The sequence below is a fragment of the Type-E symbiont of Plautia stali genome, from assembly GCF_059731115.1.
Genome location: NZ_AP035906.1, coordinates 3,722,347 through 3,743,231 on the forward strand (window position 1 = coordinate 3,722,347; position 20,885 = coordinate 3,743,231).

Here is a 20,885-nt window from a genome sequence, read left to right on the forward strand (position 1 = left end):
CCTGTAGGCCGGGTCACTAAGGGCGAAGCGTTATTTTACGCTTCCGCGCTATCAGATTCGGTGGCAGCCAGCCAGCGTTGCCAACTGCGATGCACGGCAGCACGCTCAGTGTCAAAAGATTCCGGCGCAACGTGCCCCGGCAGCTCCTGCAATGCCAGATGGTGCAATGCATCACGCAGCGTGACGTACGCGTGAGTCAATGCCTGCGCTTCTTCTGCATCCATGATCTCCTGACGCGCCATCAACTCAAAAATACGCACATTGTCTGACCAGCGCGTCAACGCAGGCTGCTCTGCCGCGTAGCCTAAGACAAGATATTGCGCGATGAATTCAATATCGGTGATGCCGCCCTCATCGGTTTTGATCTCCCAGCGCCCTTTGTGCTTGTTACTGAGGTGGGCACGCATTTTCTCGCGCATTTCACGCACTTCTTTTTGCAGTGCAGGACGCTCACGCGGCAGGCAAAGAATGCCGCGACGGATGTCATTGAAGCGATCGCAGAGCGACGTCTCACCAAACACAATACGCGCACGCACCAGCGCCTGATGTTCCCAGGTCCAGGCTTCATTACGCTGATACTCATCGAAGGCGGCAAAGGTACTCACCAGCATGCCCGCCGCGCCAGACGGACGCAGCCGCGCATCGACTTCATACAAGATGCCTGAGGAGGTGCGCGTGCTGAACAGATGCATCACGCGCTGCGCCAGCCGCAGGTAAAACTGGCGGCCATCAATCACGCGTTCGCCATCAGTTTCCGCATCGTCCGGGCAGTCGTGCAGGAACACCAAATCCAGATCGGAGCTGTAACCCAGCTCCCAGCCACCCAGTTTGCCGTAGCCGACCACGGCAAAACCACGCTCGCTGTCGCTGGTGAGGTGCGAAGGACGCCCATAGCGCTGCACCATCATCTGCCACGCTTGCTGCACCACCGATTCGATAATGGCTTCCGCCAGCCAGGTTAAGTGATCACTCACTTTCATCACCGGCAGCGTTTCAGCGATATCGGCAGCGGCAATACGCAGATGCTGCGCCTGCTTGAACTGGCGCAGCGCTTCCAGCTGCTGTTCTTCATCATCGGTAGGAATGCGCAGCAGATACTGGCGCAATTCATCGCGATACGCATCGGTGGCTGTCGCCTGGTACAGCGTGGCGGGATCGAGCAGTTCATCCAGCAACAGCGGATAACGTGCCAGCTGGCTGGCGACCATCGGCGAGGCGGCACACAGGCGGATCAGATGACGAAGTGCGCCGTGGTATTCCGTCAGCAGCTCCAGATAAGTGCTGCGGGTTAACACACCGAGCAGCAGCGGCGTCAGGCGACCCAGTACCACATCGGCATCTTCGCGTGGACAGACTTCACTCAACAGGCGCGGCATCAGTTGATCAAGCGCTAAACGCCCACGCGGCCCGATGGTACGACGACTGACATCCTGGCGGAAACTGTTGAGCGATTCGTACAGCGCATGACGTTGCGCTTCGTTCAGCTGTGGCACGACAGGAATGAGATCGCTCTCCTCCAGCGTGTCCTGCCACAAGCCTGCGAATTCAGCCAGCTGCGGTTGATCGTCAACCTCTGGCGCATCATCACCAATCAGTTCATCAAAGATACTGCGCACGCCTGCCATCTGCTGTTCAAGCTGCGCCATCAGCGCATCCCAGTCCGCCGCGCCCATCGCCCAGGCTAAACGCTGACGATCGAGTGGGTTTTCCGGCAGCGTTTGCGTCTGCTCATCGTTGATGCTTTGCAGCAGGTTTTCCAGACGACGCAGGAAAAGATAGGCCCCGCGCAAATGTTCCACCTGCGCCGGACTCAGCAAAGCCAGTTCACCGATGGCCTGCAGCGTTGGCAGCAGGGAACGGAGCTGAAGTGAGCGCTCACGTCCACCACGAATGAGCTGGAACACCTGCACGATAAATTCGGTTTCGCGAATGCCGCCCGCGCCGAGTTTGATGTTGTCTTTCAGGCCACGACGCCGTACTTCACGTGCAATCATGCCTTTCATGTTACGCAGTGACTGAATCACACTGAAATCGATGTAGCGGCGATAGACGAACGGACGCAGCATCTGCTGCAGTTCCTGGCTCCAGTGGCCCTGGTCGTCGCCCATAAGGCGCGCTTTGACCATCGCGTAACGCTCCCAGTCGCGGCCCTGCTCCTGATAATAGTCTTCCAGCGCAGCAAAGCTCAGCACCAGCGGTCCACTGTCACCAAACGGGCGCAGGCGCATATCCACGCGATAGACGAAACCATCCACGGTAGGCTGATCCAGCACTTTAATCAGGCGCTGGCCCATGCGGGTAAAGAATTGAGCGTTATCGAGTTCGCGACGGCCACCTTGCGTCACGCCGTTTTCCGGCCAGGCAAAGATCAGGTCGATATCGGAAGAGAAGTTGAGTTCGCCGCCGCCCAGCTTGCCCATGCCAAGGATCAGCATGGGCTGCGCTTCACCGGCTTCATTGCACGGCGTGCCGAAATCGCGGCTGCAATCCTGCCACACCCAATCACGAGCGGCAGCGATGAGGATCTCCGCCAGCGTGCTGAGTTGCGTCAGGCTCTGTTCAGTGCTGGCGTGTTGCAGCGCCTGCATCCACGCTATACGCACCAACATATGGCGGCGGAACAGGCGCAGTTCGCGCATCAGGGAAGTTTCATTTTCCACGCCCGCCAGCGCCTGATTTAGCCAGGCACTGTAGTGTTGCCACTCATCTGGTAGAGGCGGTTGCTGCTGGAGCTGTTGCCACCACTCCGGATGCTGCTGCAGGTTATCAACGATAAAGTCACTAAAGGTCAGCGCGCCCGCCTGCTCTGCCGTAAAGGCGGAAGGCGGCATATTCAGGCGCTCGGCCACGATAGCTAACTGCGCCTGCATCAGCGCCGGTAACGGTAACAACATCTTCCCTCCCTGATTCGATTGTGCGTCCGACTTAGCGTTTCACTCCGCTATTCAGCCAGAACGGCGATGGCCGAATGGCCAGATTAACCAGTTGAATCAACCCGCGCTCCTGCTGGATGCGAATCGCATGCTGCAGCTCCTGCCAGCCTGCCAGCCAGACATTCACCTCTTCCGCTGGATAAGCCCCTGCCAGCAGATGCACCGCTAAAAGCTGGCGATTCAGGCGCGTGGATTTGTCCTGAAATTCGTTAAACAGCTGCACGTCGACAAAGGTCTCACGCAGATCGGCAGCAATACGGCTGAGCATGATGTCGCTGAAGCGTTTGAACGACCCCTGCAGCTTGGTTTTGCTCTTATCATCCAGCCAGTTCTGCCATTGTGACTCCACCAGCCAGTGAGTAAGTGCTAACTGGGCTTCGACAGAGACCGTAGAAAAACAGGCGGTTTCCGCATCAATTTCTGCATCTGCTAACAGCTCATCGAGACGCGTCAGCTTCTGACGCAGATCGCTGCTCGCCTTGCGCGGCACCAGCGCACCAAATAGCGAGAACGCCTGTCGCAGGGTTTCCAGCGCATCCATCACCGCTTCTTTGGCATCGGCATTTCCACGCAGCCACACTTCTTCATGGTACTGCCACTGGTTAAGACCGGCGGTCATCGCGTTGATCATGCCCTGCTCTACCGTGGCTTTAGCGCCGATTTTTTGTAGCGCTAATGCACGCAGCGGACGGGCAGGATTGCCCTGAGCCAGCTGATAACCGCGCGCGGCTTTGCTCAAGCTGCCCAGGCGCAGGCCGCCTGCGGTGATCAAGGCTTCAGCGAACTTCAGCATGTCGGCGCGCTGGCCGCTTTTCAGCTCCAGCTCCACTTCGTACAGCGGCTCGCTCAATTCACCTGCGGCAACGTCTCCACGATCAAACGCCACTTCAATTTCGCTCTCACCAAACTGCACCAGCCAGGCTTCACGCTGGAAATGGGTGCTGAACAGCGGTTGCAGGCGCTGCTGTAATGCCGCCACATCGGTGCCTTCTGGCCAGATTTCAGCCGGCAGCTGGGCGATATCCAGCGTTGGCTCGGTGAGGTCGACGTTATATTCCGGGCGCTGATGCAGACCGCCCACGGTTTTTCCGGCGGCCTTCAGCGTCATCTCATAACGCTGATCGACACCGCGGATGCGCAGGCCCATGTCCCAACGACGTAGCTGATTGTCATCGGTCTCAAAATAGATGTTGGTCAGCTCGCGTGCGGCGAAGTGCTGATGTGGCCACGCGGCAAGGGTTTCACCGAGTTTTTCGGCGGCTTGTGGTGTGGCAATGAACTTTAATTCGATTTCGATGGTCATAATTTTTTATTCAATACGCTGCTGGCACTTACGAGTTTAATCTGGCGAAGAGTAATGCACCGGAAGCCCGCTGTCTCCGCTTTCTTGTGCTTTTACGACCCTTTTCGCACCAGATTGAGACCAGGATAGTTCTCATTCAGATTTTTGAGAAGCGTCTCCAGACTGTGCCGGTAATTTTACGCCATTAAGAAAAAACGACATCGAATGAAAAAAATCACACTTGCTGCCCTTTCTTTGCTGGCATTTAGCGCCATCGCCCCCGTTCATGCTGCTGACGAAAAGCGTTATATCTCCGATGAATTATCCACTTGGGTACGCAGCGGCCCGGGCGATCAATATCGCCTGATTGGCAAGTTGAATGCCGGAGAGGAAGTCACCCTGTTGCAGGTCAACAACGATTCCCAATATGGCCAGATTCGTGATGCCGAAGGGAAAACCAACTGGATCCCACTGTCCCAGTTGAGTGCCGAACCGAGCCTGCGCACTCGCGTGCCACAGCTGGAGCAACAGGTCAAAGATCTCACCGCTAAGCTGGCGAATATCGACAACAGCTGGAATCAGCGTACTTCTGAAATGCAGAGTAAAGTGGCGAACAGCGACGGCACCATTGACGGCCTGAAAGCGGAAAATCAAAAGCTGAAAAATGAGCTGATTGTCGCGCAGAAAAAAGTCAGCGCCGCGAACGTCCAGTTGGATGACAAACAGCGCACCATCATCATGCAGTGGTTTATGTATGGCGGCGGCGTGTTAGGTGTTGGCTTACTGCTTGGTTTGGTGCTGCCGCACATGGTGCCGCGCCGCAAGAAAAACGATCGCTGGATGAACTAAAACCGCCACGCCGATTTGTTCTTTTCTTCAAGGGGATCGTAAGATGCCCCTTTTGGCGTGCCCGATATTTAGCCAAAGTATGCAACAATAACGCAACATGCGTGCACGGCGCGCAGAATACATTGCCTCTGGAGTGGTTGAGTGAAGACGTTTCTGGTCGGTGGCGCGGTGCGTGATGCCTTACTGCGTTTGCCGGTAAAAGATAGAGATTGGGTGGTGGTCGGTGCCACACCTGAAGCGATGCTGGCACAAGGTTACCAGCAGGTGGGCCGGGATTTTCCGGTTTTTTTGCACCCACGCAGTCGTGAAGAGTATGCACTGGCGCGTACCGAACGCAAAAATGGCAAAGGCTACACCGGTTTTGTCACACAATTTGCCCCAGACGTGACGCTGGAGCAGGATTTGCAGCGCCGCGATCTCACCATCAATGCCATTGCGCAGGCCGACGACGGCAGCTTAATCGACCCTTATCGCGGACAGCAGGATTTGGCGAAACGCACCCTGCGCCATGTCTCATCCGCCTTTAACGAAGATCCACTGCGCGTCCTGCGTGTGGCGCGTTTCGCTGCCCGTTTTGCCCACCTCAATTTCCGTGTCGCGGATGAAACGCAGGCCTTAATGCGTGAGATGGCGGAGAGCGGCGAATTAGCTGACCTTACGGCCGAACGCGTGTGGAAAGAGACCGAGAAGGCACTGCTGACCCGCAATCCGCAGGTCTATTTTCAGGTATTGCGTGACTGCGGCGCATTGCAGGTGCTGTTCCCGGAGCTGGATAACCTGTACGGCATTCCGGCGCCGATCAAATGGCATCCCGAAATTGATACCGGCGTGCATGCGTTAATGACGCTGACGATGTCTGCCGCACTGTCAGAGGAGCTGGATGTGCGCTTTGCCACGCTGTTCCACGATGTCGGTAAAGCATTAACGCCGCCAGAAAAATGGCCGAGTCATCATGGTCACGGTTTAGCCGGCGTGCCGATTGTCGAAGCACTGTGCCAGCGGCTGCGCGTGCCCAATCAGGTGCGCGATCTGGCGTTAATCGTCACCGAATTCCACGATATCGTCCACACCATTGAACGCCAGTCAGCGGAATCACTGGTTGCCCTGTTCGATCGCATTGATGCATGGCGCAAGCCCGATCGCGTAGAGAAGATGGCACTGACCAGCGAAGCCGATGCGCGTGGTCGCACCGGAATGGAAAGCATGGCCTATCCACAAGGCGATTATCTGCGTCAGGCGTTTGCGCTGGCTCAGGCGGTGCCAACGAAGGATGTGGTTGCAGCAGGTTTTAAAGGACCAGCCGTGCGGGAAGAGTTGACGCGTCGTCGGGTGATGGCAGTGCAGGATGGGTTGATCAACGTGCGGCCAGCATAACCGGCCGCACGCCGCGCTTACATGAAGATGGCGTAAACCGCCGCCGCCACAATAAAGCGATAGATAGCGAACGAAACAAACGAAATACGTTTAATCAGTTCCAGGAACACTTTGATCGCCAGCAGAGCCACGATAAAGGCGGTCACGAAGCCGACGGCGAACATTGGGAAATCCTGCATGGTCAGGAAGCCCATGCTCTTGTAGAGATCCAATCCGGTGGCACCAATCATCATCGGCACCGCAAGGATGAATGAGAACTCTGATGCAGCATAACGGCTCACGCCCATCAGCATACCGCCAGAAATGGTGGCACCCGAGCGCGAGAAGCCCGGCCACAGCGCCAGACACTGGAAGCAGCCAATCATAAACGCCTGGCGGTAAGTGATATCATCGATACCTACCGCTTTAGGCTGTTTAGGTTTGAAGTACTCAGCCACCAACAGCAACACGCCGCCGACGACCAGTGCGTACATCACGTTAATCGGATTAAACAGGCTTTTGATTTGATCGTGCAGCAGCAAGCCAATCACCACCGCCGGAACCATACCTAACAAAATGTGAATCAGGGTCAGTTTCCCGGTTCCAGTGCCTTCATGCGGCTCTTTACCGAAGTGAATACCAATCAGTCCGAACAGGCGACGCCAGAACATCACCACTACCGCTAAAATTGAACCCAGCTGAATGACGACTTCAAAGGTTTCAGCTTTATCGCCCTCGAAGCCCAACAGATGGCCAACGATGATCATATGGCCCGTAGAAGAGACCGGCAGGAATTCCGTGAGGCCTTCCACAACCCCCAGGATTGCAGCAACCCAAAGCTGGTGAATATCTGCCATCAAAATTTTTCCTCTATCCGTTTTAAACAGTAAAAAGGCGGTCGCAAGGTGCTACCGCCTAAAATTATGCCTGCGCCACGCTGAAGGAAACCTTAAGAAAATCGGCAAGTTCGCGTCCGTTAGCGCAACGGCCTCAAGTGAGACACACCATAATTTGGTTTGGTTTCATTGTGATGGCAATCACGGATGATTTATTTAGGAATAGTCCCGCGCTCGATACGCACGCCAACGGTCGCTGCCTGGGCCACCGCGCCAGGTTTCCCGACCTTGATGCGCACACCGGGCGTTTTGAAACGATTCATCAACAGATCGGCAATTTCTTCCGCCACGCGTTCGACCAGGGCAAAGCGCTGGCCCTGCAGATGATTGAGGATAACCTCGGTGACATCGGCGTAGCTCAGACAGTCGTTCACATCGTCACTCACCGCAGCACGACGGTTGTCCCACGCCATTTCGACATCGAGCACCAGCTTCTGCTGCATGCCCTGTTCCCAGTCGTAAACGCCAATGGTGGTGAACACGGTGAGTTGTTCTATAAATACGATATCCATGATGTCAGTCTCTGTTTTTGGCTAAGCCGGATACCACTTCCGGCGGATTATGCGTATTATCCACGCTTATCGAGAACAAAACGACCCAAAAGGAACGGTACGAGGCTATGAGTGCTATCGCGCTTGGTATGATTATTTTCGCGTATCTTTGCGGCTCGATTTCCAGTGCGATCCTGGTTTGTAAACTCGCGCGCTTACCCGATCCGCGTACCGCCGGCTCCGGCAACCCTGGTGCGACCAACGTGTTGCGCATTGGTGGTAAAGCCGCTGCGGCTGCGGTACTGATCTTCGATGTGGCAAAAGGGATGATTCCGGTGTGGATCGCCTATCTGCTGCACGTCACGCCGATGTATCTCGGCTTAACCGCGATTGCCGCCTGTCTCGGCCATATCTATCCGGTGTTTTTCCGTTTTCGTGGTGGTAAAGGCGTGGCAACCGCATTCGGTGCGATCGCGCCCATTGGCTGGGATTTGACGGGATTGATGACCGGCACCTGGCTGCTGACGGTGCTGCTGAGCGGCTACTCCTCGCTGGGTGCGATTGTCAGTGCGCTGATTGCCCCGTTCTACGTGTGGTGGTTCAAACCGCAGTTTACCTTCCCGGTTTCGATGCTCTCCTGTTTGATTCTGTTGCGTCATCACGACAACATCCAGCGCCTGTGGCGCGGGCAGGAAAATAAGATCTGGAAGCGGAAAAAGAAGAAATAAAAAAACCGGCGCGATGCCGGTTTTTTCGTTTTAGATGGCGGGCAATTCGGCCAGTGGCCAACGTGGCCGGACACTGACGCCCAATCCACCGCGTGTGCCGCCTTTCAGCCGCACCATGCCAGCGTAGGCAATCATCGCGCCGTTATCAGTACAGAACTCCGGGCGTGCATAAAACACCTCGCCACCGCGCTTTTGCATCATCTCGGCCATACGCTCACGCAGCGTACGGTTGGCGCTGACACCACCGGCAATCACCAGGCGTTTAAAGCCGGTCTGCTCCAGCGCGCGTTTGCACTTGATCATCAGCGTATCCACCACAGCATCCTCAAAAGCACGAGCGATATCGGCACGCGCCTGCTCATCGCCGTTATGTTCACGAATGGTGTTGGCGGCGAAGGTTTTCAAACCCGAGAAGCTGAAATCCAAACCTGGGCGATCGGTCATCGGGCGCGGGAATTTGAAGCGACCCGGCGTGCCCTGCTGCGCCATGCGTGACAGCATCGGCCCGCCTGGATAATCCAGACCGAGCAGTTTGGCGGTTTTATCGAAAGCTTCGCCAGCCGCATCGTCAATCGATTCACCCAGCAAAGTGTATTCACCAATACCCGTGACGCTGATCAACTGCGTGTGACCGCCGGACACCAGCAGTGCCACAAACGGAAACGCCGGTGGATTCTCTTCCAGCATCGGCGCCAGCAGATGGCCTTCCATATGATGCACAGGCACCGCAGGCGCATTCCACGCAAACGCCAGTGCACGGCCGATAGTGGCGCCCACTAAAAGCGCACCGACCAAACCTGGACCGGCGGTATAGGCCACGGCATCAATGTCTTTTGCGGCTAATCCGGCTTCTTTCAGCGCAGCCTGAATCAGCGGAACGGTTTTACGCACGTGGTCACGTGAGGCCAGTTCGGGCACTACGCCACCGTAATCGGCGTGCAGTTTGACCTGGCTATATAATTGATTCGCCAACAGACCGGATGCATCGTCATAAATCGCGATGCCGGTTTCATCGCAGGACGTTTCAATACCCAGAACTCGCATAGCTTTTATCACCCTCTTCTTGCGGCGCGCAGTGTAGCACAGGCGAATCACACGCTGGACGACTTTGCCAGGAAAAAGTGTTTTTCTGTCGCACAAAGAGTGCGCTATACTCCACGGCCTGAAAAAACCGGCAGCCGCGATGGCATATGTCTCTGTTGGTTCTAAATTGTTCATGGTGCTTTACAACTCGGCTACGGCTGGAGTAAAATGCTGCACCATTTTAAAAGTGCTGGCGCCGCAGTCAGCAGCAAAACCGAATTTATCGAGGTAAGAGTTACATGCCGGTAATTAAAGTACGTGAAAACGAGCCTTTCGACGTAGCACTGCGTCGCTTCAAGCGTTCTTGCGAGAAAGCAGGTGTTCTGGCGGAAGTTCGTCGTCGTGAGTTTTATGAAAAACCAACGACTGAGCGTAAGCGCGCTAAAGCGTCTGCTGTTAAGCGTCACGCCAAGAAACTGGCTCGCGAAAACGCACGCCGCACTCGTCTGTACTAATTTCTTTCGGAAGTTCGCTTCCGCCGCGTGTTAAACGCAGACAGAGTCAAGTAAGAGGCCGTGCTTTCCGAAAGGAAGCGCGGCTTGTTGCCGTTTATGAGCTGAAAAACCGGGGCTTATGGCTGGACGAATTCCACGCGTATTTATCAATGACTTACTTGCCCGCACGGATATCGTGGATCTTATCGATGCCCGCGTTAAGCTGAAAAAGCAGGGTAAGAACTATCACGCGTGCTGTCCTTTTCATAACGAGAAAACCCCCTCTTTCACCGTAAGCGGTGAGAAGCAGTTTTATTACTGCTTCGGCTGTGGCGCCAAAGGTAACGCCATCGACTTCCTGATGAATCACGATCGTCTGGATTTCGTTGAAAGCGTTGAGGAGCTGGCCACGCAACACGGCTTAGAAGTGCCGTATGAAGCGGGCAACGGCCCCAGCCCGATGGAACGTCATCAGCGCCAAAGTCTGTATCAGCTGCTGGAAGGCCTCGACGGTTTCTATCAGCAAAGCCTGCGTAACCCGCAAGCGACATCTGCACAAAATTATCTCGCCACACGCGGTCTCAGCCAGCAAGTGATCGATCACTTCGCGATTGGTTATGCGCCAGCAGGCTGGGATAACGTGCTGAAACGTTTTGGTCAGCAGAAAGAGGACCGCGAATCCTTGATGGAAGCGGGCATGCTGGTCAGTAACGATTCCGGCCGCACTTATGATCGTTTCCGCGATCGCGTGATGTTCCCGATTCGCGATAAGCGTGGGCGCGTCATTGGCTTTGGTGGACGTGTACTGGGCAACGATACGCCGAAGTACCTTAACTCGCCGGAAACACCGATTTTCCATAAAGGCCGTCAGCTATATGGCCTATATGAAGCGCAAAAGAATCATCCGCAGCCAGCGCGTTTACTGGTTGTAGAAGGCTATATGGACGTGGTGGCGCTGGCGCAATTTGGCATCGATTATGCCGTTGCTTCGCTGGGCACCTCGACCACCGCGGAACACATTCAGCTGCTGTTCCGCTCTACCGACACGGTGATTTGCTGTTACGACGGTGACCGCGCGGGGCGCGAAGCCGCATGGCGTGCATTGGAAACCGCATTGCCTTACATGAATGACGGTCGTCAGCTACGCTTTATGTTTTTGCCAGATGGCGAGGATCCGGACACGCTGGTGCGTAAAGAAGGCAAAGAGGCGTTTGAAGCGCGGATGGAGCAGGCTTTACCGCTCTCCACGTTTTTATTCGACAGCCTGATGCCGCAGGTCGATCTGAGCACGCGTGACGGTAAAACCAAGCTGGCCACGCTGGCGCTGCCGTTGATTAGCCAGATACCCGGTGAAACTTTACGCATTTATATGCGTCAGAATCTGGGTAATAAACTCGGCATTCTGGACGATAACCAGTTAGACAAGCTGATGCCAAAGCAGGCAGAAAGCGGCACTGCGCCAACGCCTCCCCCGTTGAAGCGCACCACCATGCGCGTGTTGATCGCGTTACTGGTGCAGAATCCGCAATTTGCCGCCATCGTTCCTACGCTGGACGGGCTTGAGCAGTCAAAAATGGCGGGTTTGCCGCTGTTTGTGGAGTTAGTCAGTCGTTGTACGGAGAATCCTGGCCTGACGACCGGACAGCTACTAGAGTTATATCGCGGGACAGAATTTAGCCAGCCCCTTGAAACGCTGGCAACCTGGAACCACATGATAGTGGATGAAGAAGCAGAAGCCGTTTTCCAGGATTCACTGGCGAGTCTTTACGACTCAGCCCTTGAACAGCGCCTTGAAGCGCTTATCGCACGCGACCGTACCGAAGGCCTGAGCGCCGCCGAACGCCGCGAGTTTTGGGCCTTAAGCCAGGCATTAGCGAAAAAATAAGATTATTACCGGGTCAGAACTGTGAAGGCTGTGAAAGCACACATTCTGACTTGGGTGTACGGTTTTCGCTTTTTTTTTAAGCACACCGTACGAGGGCCGTCGGCGTCGAAGCCAGTTTCGTTACCGCCAGCGCGCAGCAACCGGAGCGTACTGAAGTACGTGAGGATTGTGAGCACTGCCGGGGACGAAAATGGCGAGTAAGCCAGGCCCGCAAAGAAAGAACTCAAGCGGCTTAAGTGCCGATATATGAAGGGTCGATACCCTGGCCGCGTTGAAGGCAGCGGCAAAAGAACAACGCCTTCACTGTTATAGTTGGCTCGCTGCCGACCGACACCAATCTAATTAACAGAAGTGTGGATACCGTCTTATGGAGCAAAACCCGCAGTCACAGCTTAAGCTGCTTGTCACCCGTGGTAAGGAGCAGGGCTATCTGACCTATGCTGAGGTCAATGACCATCTGCCGGAAGATATCGTCGACTCCGATCAGATCGAAGACATCATCCAGATGATTAACGACATGGGTATTCAGGTTGTTGAAGAAGCACCTGATGCCGATGATCTGATGCTGAATGAGAACAGTACTGATACTGACGAAGATGCCGCAGAAGCTGCCGCGCAGGTACTCTCTAGCGTTGAATCTGAAATTGGCCGTACTACTGACCCTGTGCGTATGTATATGCGCGAAATGGGTACCGTTGAGCTGCTGACGCGCGAAGGCGAAATCGACATCGCTAAGCGTATCGAAGACGGTATCAACCAGGTTCAGTGCTCAGTTGCCGAATACCCGGAAGCCATCACCTATCTGCTCGATCAGTACGATCGTGTGGAAGCGGGCGAATCTCGCCTGTCTGACCTGATCACCGGCTTTGTTGATCCGAACGCGGAAGAAGATATCGCGCCAACCGCCACTCACGTGGGTTCTGAACTGTCTGAAGAAGACCGTAACGACGACGATGAAGAAGACGAAGATGGCGACGACGACAGCTCTGACGATGATAACTCAATCGATCCAGAACTGGCGCGCGAGAAGTTCAACGATCTGCGCACCCAGTACGAAACCACCCGTACCGTGATCAAAGCCAAAGGCCGCAGCCACGCTGATGCCGTTGCAGAAATCAATAACCTGTCTGAAGTGTTCAAACAGTTCCGCCTGGTGCCGAAGCAATTCGACTACCTGGTGAACAGTATGCGCGTCATGATGGAGCGCGTGCGTACGCAAGAGCGCCTGATCATGAAGCTGTGTATTGAAATCTGCAAAATGCCGAAGAAGAACTTCATCACCCTGTTCACCGGCAACGAAACCAGCCCAAGTTGGTTCAAAGCGGCGCTGGCCATGAATAAACCCTGGTCAGAGAAACTGCTTGAAGTTGAAGATGATGTGACGCGTTCACTGCAGAAATTGCAGCAGATTGAAGAAGAGACCGGCCTGACCATCGAGCAGGTTAAAGACATCAACCGTCGCATGTCGATCGGCGAAGCCAAAGCGCGTCGTGCGAAGAAAGAGATGGTTGAAGCGAACTTGCGTCTGGTTATTTCTATCGCGAAGAAATACACCAACCGTGGTCTGCAGTTCCTCGATCTGATTCAGGAAGGTAACATCGGCCTGATGAAAGCGGTTGATAAGTTTGAATACCGTCGTGGTTATAAGTTCTCAACTTATGCGACCTGGTGGATTCGTCAGGCTATCACCCGTTCTATCGCCGACCAGGCACGTACCATCCGTATTCCGGTGCATATGATTGAGACCATCAACAAGCTCAACCGTATTTCGCGCCAGATGCTGCAAGAGATGGGCCGTGAGCCAACGCCGGAAGAGCTGGCTGAGCGTATGCTGATGCCAGAAGATAAGATTCGCAAAGTGCTGAAAATCGCTAAAGAGCCGATCTCTATGGAGACGCCGATTGGTGATGATGAAGATTCACATCTGGGCGATTTTATCGAAGACACCACGCTGGAGCTGCCGCTGGATTCTGCTACCTCAGAAAGCCTGCGTTCAGCCACCCACGACGTGCTGGCGGGTCTGACTGCACGTGAAGCGAAAGTCCTGCGTATGCGTTTCGGTATCGATATGAACACTGACCACACGCTGGAAGAGGTTGGCAAACAGTTTGACGTTACCCGTGAGCGTATTCGTCAGATCGAAGCCAAGGCGCTGCGTAAGCTGCGTCACCCAAGCCGCTCCGAAGTGCTGCGTAGCTTCCTTGACGATTAATCCTCGTTAAGACGAAAAACCCCGGCTGGCCGGGGTTTTTTATTGCCTTCAAAACGGCGTTAGCCCTTTTTCCTGCATCATTTTGCGCGCTTTGTCGCTCTGCAAATACTTCACAAACTGCGCCGCCGCCTGCTTCTGCTGGGTGCTACGCGTAATCACCGCACCGTATAGCGTATCCTGCTGCACCGTTGGCGGAATCAGCCCGACAATGGTAATCCCCTTCACCGCCTGCAGCTCACTGTTCTGCTGGAAGCCTAGCTCCGCTTTCCCTTGTGCCACCGCTTCACCCACCGGTGTGGCTGGGATCACGGACACTTTGCTGGCGGTCTTCGGCCCCAACTTCAGCTTACTCAGCATCTTGCCTTGAATATATTTGCCGCTGGCACTGTCTGATATCGCGATGCTGGAGGCTTCCGTGAGAACCTGTTTGAATTTCGCTAACGTGCTGATATCCGGTGGCGTCATGCCCTGCTTCACCGCCATCGCGATATAAGAGTGCGCCAGCACCTGATGGCTGCTGCTATCCACAAATTTGGCCTGCTCCAGCGGTTTGATGGCGTAATCGACCATCACCAGCACATCGGCATTATCCTGACGTTTCAGTCGATTAGGGATCGCCTGCGGCGTATCACCCATCGAGGGCGCCGCTTCCAGCTGCAGGGTATTGCCAGTTTGCTGCTGATAATCCTGCTTCAGGCTCTCAATCACCGGATACATGCCACCGGAGCTAAATACTTTCAGCGTCTCTGCCTGTGCCGTCTGTTGCGCCATCACCAGCAGCGCCGCTAACGCGATTGTGCGTTTCATCTTCCCTCTCTTTATTTGCCATAAAGATTTGGGTTTAGTCAGAAAACGCAAATTGAACAACTTTAGGGCCGCGTTAAGCGGAGCACGCTCACGCGTTATTCTGTAACCAATCATGAAGTTGGCGATAAGCTGCCGCCATCTCCTCTATCGTCGCGCGGTTCAACCCGCTGGGATTGGGCAGCACCCACAAACGCGTTTCGCCCAAGGTTTGCGGCTGCTCGCCCCACTCCACTTTGCGCTGTCGGAACGCTTTCTGGAACGCATCTTTACCCAGCACCGCCAGCGCACGCGGCTGATAGCGTAAGATCTTCTCCTGCAAACGCGCCCCGCCATCGCGCAGCTCATCACCCGCCAACTCATTGGCCTGAATGGTGGGACGCTCAACCAGCATAGTGATGCCACAACCGGTTTCCAGCAGCCGATGCTCCAGTTCCGGTTTCAGCAACTCGCGGGTAAAGCCGGCCTGATGGATCACTTTCCAGAAGCGATTGCCGGGATGGGCAAAGTGAAAGCCGGTGTGCGCCGAAGACTTGCCCGGATTGATGCCACAAAACAGCACCTGCAAATCCGGTGCAATAATGTCCTGAATATCGTGCTCGCTCATGCACTCTCCAATCCTGCGCGCTGTTTCACCGACCGACGGCTAACCGCCAGCATATTGCGCGCTTCCTCATCATCCGGACAGGCGCGTGCCAGCGCCACCGCACCGACCATTTCGGCCAGCATACTGGCGGCGACATCATCAGCCTGAGGATGGTGCATTTCGTTGAGTGCCTGCGCCAACCGTCGCCGCACCGCATCACGACGTTGCGAGAACAGCGCGCGTGTTTCAATCGGCAGATGGGCAATCTCACTCACCAGCGCAGGCATCGGGCAGCCTTCTCCCGGCGTGTTGCGATGATGCTCAGAGAGATAGTTATCGATCAGTTTGGTCAATCGCTCGGCTGGATCTTCGAGTTGGGTGATGGCGGCAAAGCGCTGTGCCGAATCGGCAAACATCTCGGCAATCACCGCTTCAACCAACGCTTCCCGCGAATCAAAGTGCGCGTAGAAGCCGCCGTGAGTTAAGCCCGCGCGCTTCATCAGCGCCGCTACGCCAATGCCTTCAGTGCCGCATTCACGCATCACCACTGCTGCCTCATCCAGTATGCGCTGCCGCGTGCGCGCCTTGTGGCTCAGCTTTTCCATCTCTCACCATCTTGCTCATCGTTAATGGCAATCAGTGTAATTATTACGATCATCATATTCCAGCTTGACGAAAAATATGATGATCGTCATATTAATTTCCATCAGATATGACAACCATCATTTAAAGGAACCGACCATGACACAGCAACTGGCTTTGATTACCGGTGCATCCAGCGGCATTGGTGCTACTTACGCGAAACAGCTGGCCGCACGCGGCAGCAATTTGATTCTGGTGGCACGTGATGAATCACGTCTTAACCAGCTGGCGCAATCACTGCGTGACGCGCACGGCGTGGAAGTGAGTGTGCTGGCCGCCGATCTGACGCGTACTGAAGATATGCAACGCGTGGCGCAAACCCTTGCGGACAACGAGCGGATTACGATGCTGGTGAACAATGCCGGGATGGCAGTTGAAGGCGAGTTCGTCGCGGGTGATATCTCGCAAATACAAACCATGCTGACGTTAAACATTGTGGCTCTGACGCAGCTGGCACATGCAGCCGCGCAAGCATTCCGCCGCCGTGGTACGGGAACGATTGTGAATATCGCTTCCGTGCTGGCACTGGTGAATGAAATGGCGAATGGTGCGTACAACGCCAGTAAGGCCTTTGTGCTCTCGCTGACGCGCAATATGCAGCGTGAGCTGGCGGAGAGTGACGTGCGTATTCAGGCGGTATTGCCGGGCTTAACCCGTACCGAAATCTTCGAGCGCTCGGGGAAATCGGTTGATGACCTTCCGGCTGAGAGCGTGATGGAGGTTGAGGATTTGGTGGCTGCGGCACTGCGCGGGCTGGATAGCGGCGAGCTGATTACCATCCCTTCAGTGGAAGATTTGGGACTATGGCAGAGCATGGAGAGCGCGCGCTTCGCCATCCTGCCGTATATCTCGTTGAATAAGCCGGCTTCGCGCTATTTGTGAGATGTGAGTGGTGATTGAGATGAGGTGGAAGGATGGCCTTGTCTCAAAAACCTGCTGAGGTTGTGGGCTGATTGAGCGATCTTAGGTGGTGGGAAGAGATTTTTGCTTGGAGATCAAGGAGTCAGAGATTGTTCTAATTTTCACCAACCGATTGGCGAACGCTGGATCACCCCTCCGAGATACTTTATAATCCCCGCTCCGCTGGCCCCTTAGCTCAGTGGTTAGAGCAGGCGACTCATAATCGCTTGGTCGCTGGTTCAAACCCAGCAGGGGCCACCAAATTTAGTCTTTTAAAACATATAGTTAAGCCACTCTTTCACGAGTGGTTTTTTTATATCCCTTTTTTAGTGTCCCCTTTTTGTCCCCTCAGTATTTCCTGGGATGCCTGTATAGTCTGGAGTGGAGGAGTTTCAGTATGAAAAAATTGATTCCGCAGCCTGTAATTTCAGTCGTTGCAAATTGCATATCAACTATAGAAACGCATGCAACTCTGGATAACCTTTTTGCGTATGCTGATGCTCCCGGAGAGCCTCCTGTCGGGTCTAAGCCAACTAAGGCTCTTGAATGGTTAAGACGTATAAACAAAGAAAGTGACAATCCGCTATCAGTACTTGGTCGACTTGTTGAAAATTATATTGAATCTCCTGACACTGAACCCACAGATTACGATAGTTTTGATACTATTCACCTCCGTAAATATAAGAAAGAGATAATTGAAATATTTGGTCGCTATGGGCTCAATTATGTAACTGGTGGCTTAATTACAGATGGATCTTCGATATCGTCTGTGAGCTTACAAGATGCAATAAAAAACAGAAATATGCCTGCTATCGAAGCAGAGTTTAAGCGCGCCCTCGAACATGTAAATTCTGAGCCTAAAGAGTCTGTTTCAGCCGCGTGTAATATTCTTGAATCCCTCTGTAAAATTTACATTGCTGACGAAGGCATACAAATGCCTCCCAAACAAGATTTACAAAGTGTATGGAAGATCGTAAAAAATGAATTGGGCCTTGACCCTAAAGTAATTGAAGATGCCGATTTACAAAGAATATTAAGCGGTTTGTTTTCAATTACAGATGGTATTGGCGCTTTTAGAACTCATGCAAGTACAGCCCATGGATCTGGTAGGAAATCATACAATGTTAAACCTCGCCATGCTCGATTAGCAGTAAACTCTGCTCATACATTGGTTTTATTCATTCTTGAGACTTGGGATGAACGTAAATCCAATGGATTGAATTCTTAATAAACATGTTAGCAGTCTCGGCAGAGTTAATTCTGCCGATTGTTATCTTCTATACCATCCAAGCGTTTTAAGCTTGCATTCCCAATCATTATACGCGGCCTGCCAAGCCTCTTGTTCATTTGTAAATGGCTGGTCCGCTAACGGCACCCAATCCAATTGGCCATTTACTACCTGCTTAAACCTGACGTCCCAGTATTCTCCTCGTGGCCAAATCACGTATCTGTGATGCGGTCCCCAGCTGTCATTCCAGATTGCATCACGTGTGAGCTTTTCGCCACGTTCCAGAAACAAAAAAAGCGCACTGTTAAGTGTATACCGCCGCATTTTGTCGCCCTCCTGAATAAACATTCACTGTACATAATAACAGTATATTTAGTTTCGTACTTTTTCAGTTTTGGTTTAGAGCCTGAAAACGCCGCAAGCCTTGTCCCGTCTGGGTTTATGTGCCGCCCGACTTCACCACCTGAGATCCACGCGAGATCCAGCCACATAACATAAAGTTGATAAAATCATTATTTTTCATTGCCTTGCATTTTTCTTTAGATCCTCTCCCGATCCCTAAAACTGAAAAAATCTGAAATTCTTTTCAATGATTTCAGTTGGCGAACTCCGGCAGAAAGCCAGCAACGGCGCGGTCTGGCGTGGCGGTTTGTAGAAAACCAGAACTGAAAAATTTTTATGATGCAAAACTCGCAGGCGGGTGCGGTGTAGCGCCGTTTTGGTGAGTGGGATGATTATTTTGTCAGTGCTGTGGCGCTGCCAGCGTGACGCTGTGGGCATGATCTCAATGAGGGGTATCGTGGCGCGGTCTGCGCTATTGCGTGGCGCTAAGTGCGTTCTGTGCGGTCTGATGACAGGCGTAAAAAAACCCGCTACGTGAGCGGGTTGTCTGGTAAGGATGTTACCCAATGATGGGCGAATACTTCTCGGTCAGCGTTCCCGCCTGGGTGCCTGTGGCGGCGATGGCGGCGCTGTTGGTTGGCTGTCCCGTATCAGGGTGCGTATGGTTGGCAAGCTGTTGTGCCAGCTGCTGCACAAGGTCTAACGTGTCCAGCATCAGCTGTGCCGCGTTAATCTGGCCAGTGCCAATCCATACAACGGGCGCAATAATCTCCTGACGTTGCCCGGCAATGCTCTGCCGCAGCTGGCCAATCTTCTCAACCAGATCGCCGCCCACGGTAAGCTCTGCTTTGCCCGTGACGTCTGTTTCGTCGTCACCGCCTACAGATGCCAGTCGGTTTCCCTTGATGCCCTGGCTGAAATCTCCTGTTGTCACCTGCTGAATGGCTCCGGCCATCAGCGTGGCCGTTCCCAGCACGGTGAGTTTATCAGTGGCCTTCACCGTGGTTTCACGGCTTATCAACGTGCGCTGCTCATTGTCAGCTGTCACCACGCGCGACATTGAGGACTCACTGATTGTCTGGTCAGTTTTACGCACCCAGTCCCCTGACTGCGTGACGCGCTGTGACACTTCCTCTCGCTGCTGCTGTAGCTGCTCACCCGGTTTGACATCTGGCAGGCTGTTGCCGTCCGCCATCGTCTGCCGGATAAATGGTTTATCCGGGCGCCCTCCGATGAACCCCATTTCCACCTTAGTGCCGACTGGCGGAAACTGGAACATGCCGGAATCATGGCCCGCCATAGGTACGGGCAATGGCACGGCAGGATAGACAGGCGTCTCACCGTCAGGATTGCCGTCAGCGTCCAGTAACTGGAGGCTGACCGCATAGCGGGGGCGGAACGGATCGGACAGATTGCCGCTGGCCACGTTCTCAGAATGCGCCACCACCCTTGCCATTTTTGGCGTATGCAGGCCGCTGGCCAGCTCCGGGTAATGGCTTTCTGCCTGACGCTGGAAAGGCGTTTTCTGAAGCGGCTTCCCGGTTTGCGTGTTGCGTGGCGTCCAGGTGATCGCCATCTCGCCATTATTCAGCGCAACCTTAGTCACGCGCTGGCCATTCATCTCAACGCCGGGGCGCATGGACTGGATAAGCGGCACCGTCATGCTGTTGCCTGCCGCGCCTGCCCGGCCAAACTCAGCCGGGATGTCTACCGGACGCCCGGCAAACATGGCTTTATCAGCACCGCCAACATAGAGATCGCCATCGGGCAACTGGTACCAGATGCAGTCCGGTACCGAAAACGCTTGGCCAATCACGTTAAGCAGCTGAAACCCGGTGCCGCTGTGCGTGAAATGGGGGATCGCCGTGTCACTGTAGGACGCATCAGGCACCTGCACCATAATACCGCTGTTTTCCGTCAGCCATGCAGCCAGCTGGCGCAAGGTTGGGTGCTGCATCGAGCACGGCCACGCCTTATCGAAGATGCCGGACAACTCGCGCACAAAAAGACGCTGAAAACCGTTTTCCACGGGCTGCGAGCGTTCCACATACCCGGTAAACCAGCGCAGCACCTTATCCATGTAACCCACGTCAACGCGCACCAGTTTGCCCGTATAGTCCGTTGACGTCTGCGCGGTAATGAAGCCACGCCCGCAGCTGTTAAGCTCAAGTACCAGCTGCATGTCAGAAAAATGCACCTTGTCGTTAGACAGGTACAGGCGCTGAATTGGTTTCATG

General features: G+C 54.3%; 17 protein-coding genes and 1 tRNA gene. 9 read left to right on the top strand and 9 right to left on the bottom strand.

Annotated elements, in window-relative coordinates; all coding sequences use genetic code 11:
* Positions 1-35 precede the first annotated feature (35 nt).
* Together glnE and AC6I8L_RS17040 are read right to left on the bottom strand one after the other, a co-directional pair.
* Positions 36-2,894, bottom strand: a complete 2,859-nt coding sequence (gene glnE, locus AC6I8L_RS17035) for a bifunctional [glutamate--ammonia ligase]-adenylyl-L-tyrosine phosphorylase/[glutamate--ammonia-ligase] adenylyltransferase (RefSeq protein ID WP_058959464.1) — start codon at positions 2,892-2,894, stop codon at positions 36-38.
* Between the two features lie 31 nt (positions 2,895-2,925).
* Positions 2,926-4,236, bottom strand: coding sequence for a CYTH domain-containing protein (locus AC6I8L_RS17040; protein ID WP_058959465.1), 1,311 nt, complete (start codon positions 4,234-4,236; stop codon positions 2,926-2,928).
* 204 nt (positions 4,237-4,440) lie between these two features.
* Here AC6I8L_RS17040 and AC6I8L_RS17045 point away from each other — a divergent pair, with 204 nt between their 5' ends.
* Together AC6I8L_RS17045 and AC6I8L_RS17050 are read left to right on the top strand one after the other, a co-directional pair.
* Complete coding sequence (locus tag AC6I8L_RS17045) at positions 4,441-5,064, top strand: TIGR04211 family SH3 domain-containing protein (protein ID WP_034828360.1); 624 nt, start codon at positions 4,441-4,443, stop codon at positions 5,062-5,064.
* A 141-nt stretch (positions 5,065-5,205) separates the two neighbouring features.
* A complete protein-coding gene (locus AC6I8L_RS17050) occupies positions 5,206-6,438 on the top strand; it encodes a multifunctional CCA addition/repair protein (protein WP_058959466.1) in 1,233 nt (410 codons plus the stop codon).
* 17 nt (positions 6,439-6,455) lie between these two features.
* Here AC6I8L_RS17050 and bacA read toward each other — a convergent pair whose 3' ends face one another.
* A complete protein-coding gene (bacA, locus tag AC6I8L_RS17055) occupies positions 6,456-7,274 on the bottom strand; it encodes an undecaprenyl-diphosphate phosphatase (RefSeq protein ID WP_058959467.1) in 819 nt (272 codons plus the stop codon).
* A gap of 191 nt (positions 7,275-7,465) precedes the next feature.
* The gene (gene folB / locus AC6I8L_RS17060) at positions 7,466-7,825 is read right to left on the bottom strand and encodes a bifunctional dihydroneopterin aldolase/7,8-dihydroneopterin epimerase (protein ID WP_034828354.1); all 360 of its coding nucleotides are present in this window, start codon (positions 7,823-7,825) and stop codon (positions 7,466-7,468) included.
* 107 nt (positions 7,826-7,932) lie between these two features.
* On the opposite strand from folB, the gene plsY reads away from it, so the two are divergent.
* Positions 7,933-8,532 carry a glycerol-3-phosphate 1-O-acyltransferase PlsY gene (gene plsY / locus AC6I8L_RS17065; protein WP_034828352.1) on the top strand — a complete coding sequence of 200 codons (600 nt, stop codon included), beginning with the start codon at positions 7,933-7,935 and terminating at the stop codon, positions 8,530-8,532.
* A gap of 30 nt (positions 8,533-8,562) precedes the next feature.
* Here the strand turns inward: plsY and tsaD are convergent, their stop codons facing one another.
* A complete protein-coding gene (gene tsaD / locus AC6I8L_RS17070; RefSeq protein WP_058959468.1) occupies positions 8,563-9,576 on the bottom strand; it encodes a tRNA (adenosine(37)-N6)-threonylcarbamoyltransferase complex transferase subunit TsaD in 1,014 nt (337 codons plus the stop codon).
* 278 nt (positions 9,577-9,854) lie between these two features.
* Between tsaD and rpsU the strand changes: the two genes are divergently transcribed.
* From rpsU to rpoD, 3 genes are all read left to right on the top strand, one after another.
* Positions 9,855-10,070, top strand: coding sequence for a 30S ribosomal protein S21 (gene rpsU, locus AC6I8L_RS17075; RefSeq protein WP_001144069.1), 216 nt, complete (start codon positions 9,855-9,857; stop codon positions 10,068-10,070).
* A 118-nt stretch (positions 10,071-10,188) separates the two neighbouring features.
* Positions 10,189-11,934: a DNA primase gene (gene dnaG, locus AC6I8L_RS17080; RefSeq protein ID WP_058959469.1), complete on the top strand. Its 1,746-nt coding sequence runs from the start codon at positions 10,189-10,191 to the stop codon at positions 11,932-11,934.
* Positions 11,935-12,301: 367 nt separating this feature from the next.
* A complete protein-coding gene (gene rpoD, locus AC6I8L_RS17085) occupies positions 12,302-14,146 on the top strand; it encodes an RNA polymerase sigma factor RpoD (protein WP_034828348.1) in 1,845 nt (614 codons plus the stop codon).
* 48 nt (positions 14,147-14,194) lie between these two features.
* Here rpoD and AC6I8L_RS17090 read toward each other — a convergent pair whose 3' ends face one another.
* From AC6I8L_RS17090 to AC6I8L_RS17100, 3 genes are all read right to left on the bottom strand, one after another.
* On the bottom strand, positions 14,195-14,953 hold the full coding sequence (locus AC6I8L_RS17090; RefSeq protein ID WP_058959470.1) for a substrate-binding domain-containing protein: 759 nt from the start codon (positions 14,951-14,953) through the stop codon (positions 14,195-14,197).
* A gap of 88 nt (positions 14,954-15,041) precedes the next feature.
* Positions 15,042-15,557, bottom strand: coding sequence for a G/U mismatch-specific DNA glycosylase (gene mug / locus AC6I8L_RS17095; protein WP_058959471.1), 516 nt, complete (start codon positions 15,555-15,557; stop codon positions 15,042-15,044).
* Entirely contained in the window at positions 15,554-16,141 is a 588-nt protein-coding gene (locus AC6I8L_RS17100; protein WP_058959472.1) for a TetR/AcrR family transcriptional regulator, read from the bottom strand. The genes mug and AC6I8L_RS17100 overlap by 4 nt, the downstream gene beginning before the upstream one ends.
* Positions 16,142-16,277: 136 nt before the next feature.
* On the opposite strand from AC6I8L_RS17100, the gene AC6I8L_RS17105 reads away from it, so the two are divergent.
* From AC6I8L_RS17105 to AC6I8L_RS17115, 3 genes are all read left to right on the top strand, one after another.
* Positions 16,278-17,060 (top strand): SDR family NAD(P)-dependent oxidoreductase, encoded by a 783-nt coding sequence (locus tag AC6I8L_RS17105; RefSeq protein WP_058959473.1) that lies wholly within the window; start codon positions 16,278-16,280, stop codon positions 17,058-17,060.
* A gap of 203 nt (positions 17,061-17,263) precedes the next feature.
* Positions 17,264-17,339 (top strand) — tRNA-Ile (locus AC6I8L_RS17110).
* A 136-nt stretch (positions 17,340-17,475) separates the two neighbouring features.
* A complete protein-coding gene (locus tag AC6I8L_RS17115; protein WP_058959474.1) occupies positions 17,476-18,306 on the top strand; it encodes an abortive infection family protein in 831 nt (276 codons plus the stop codon).
* Between the two features lie 901 nt (positions 18,307-19,207).
* Here AC6I8L_RS17115 and AC6I8L_RS17120 read toward each other — a convergent pair.
* Positions 19,208-20,884, bottom strand: a complete 1,677-nt coding sequence (locus AC6I8L_RS17120; RefSeq protein ID WP_058959476.1) for a hypothetical protein — start codon at positions 20,882-20,884, stop codon at positions 19,208-19,210.
* Between the last annotated feature and the right edge of the window lies 1 nt (position 20,885).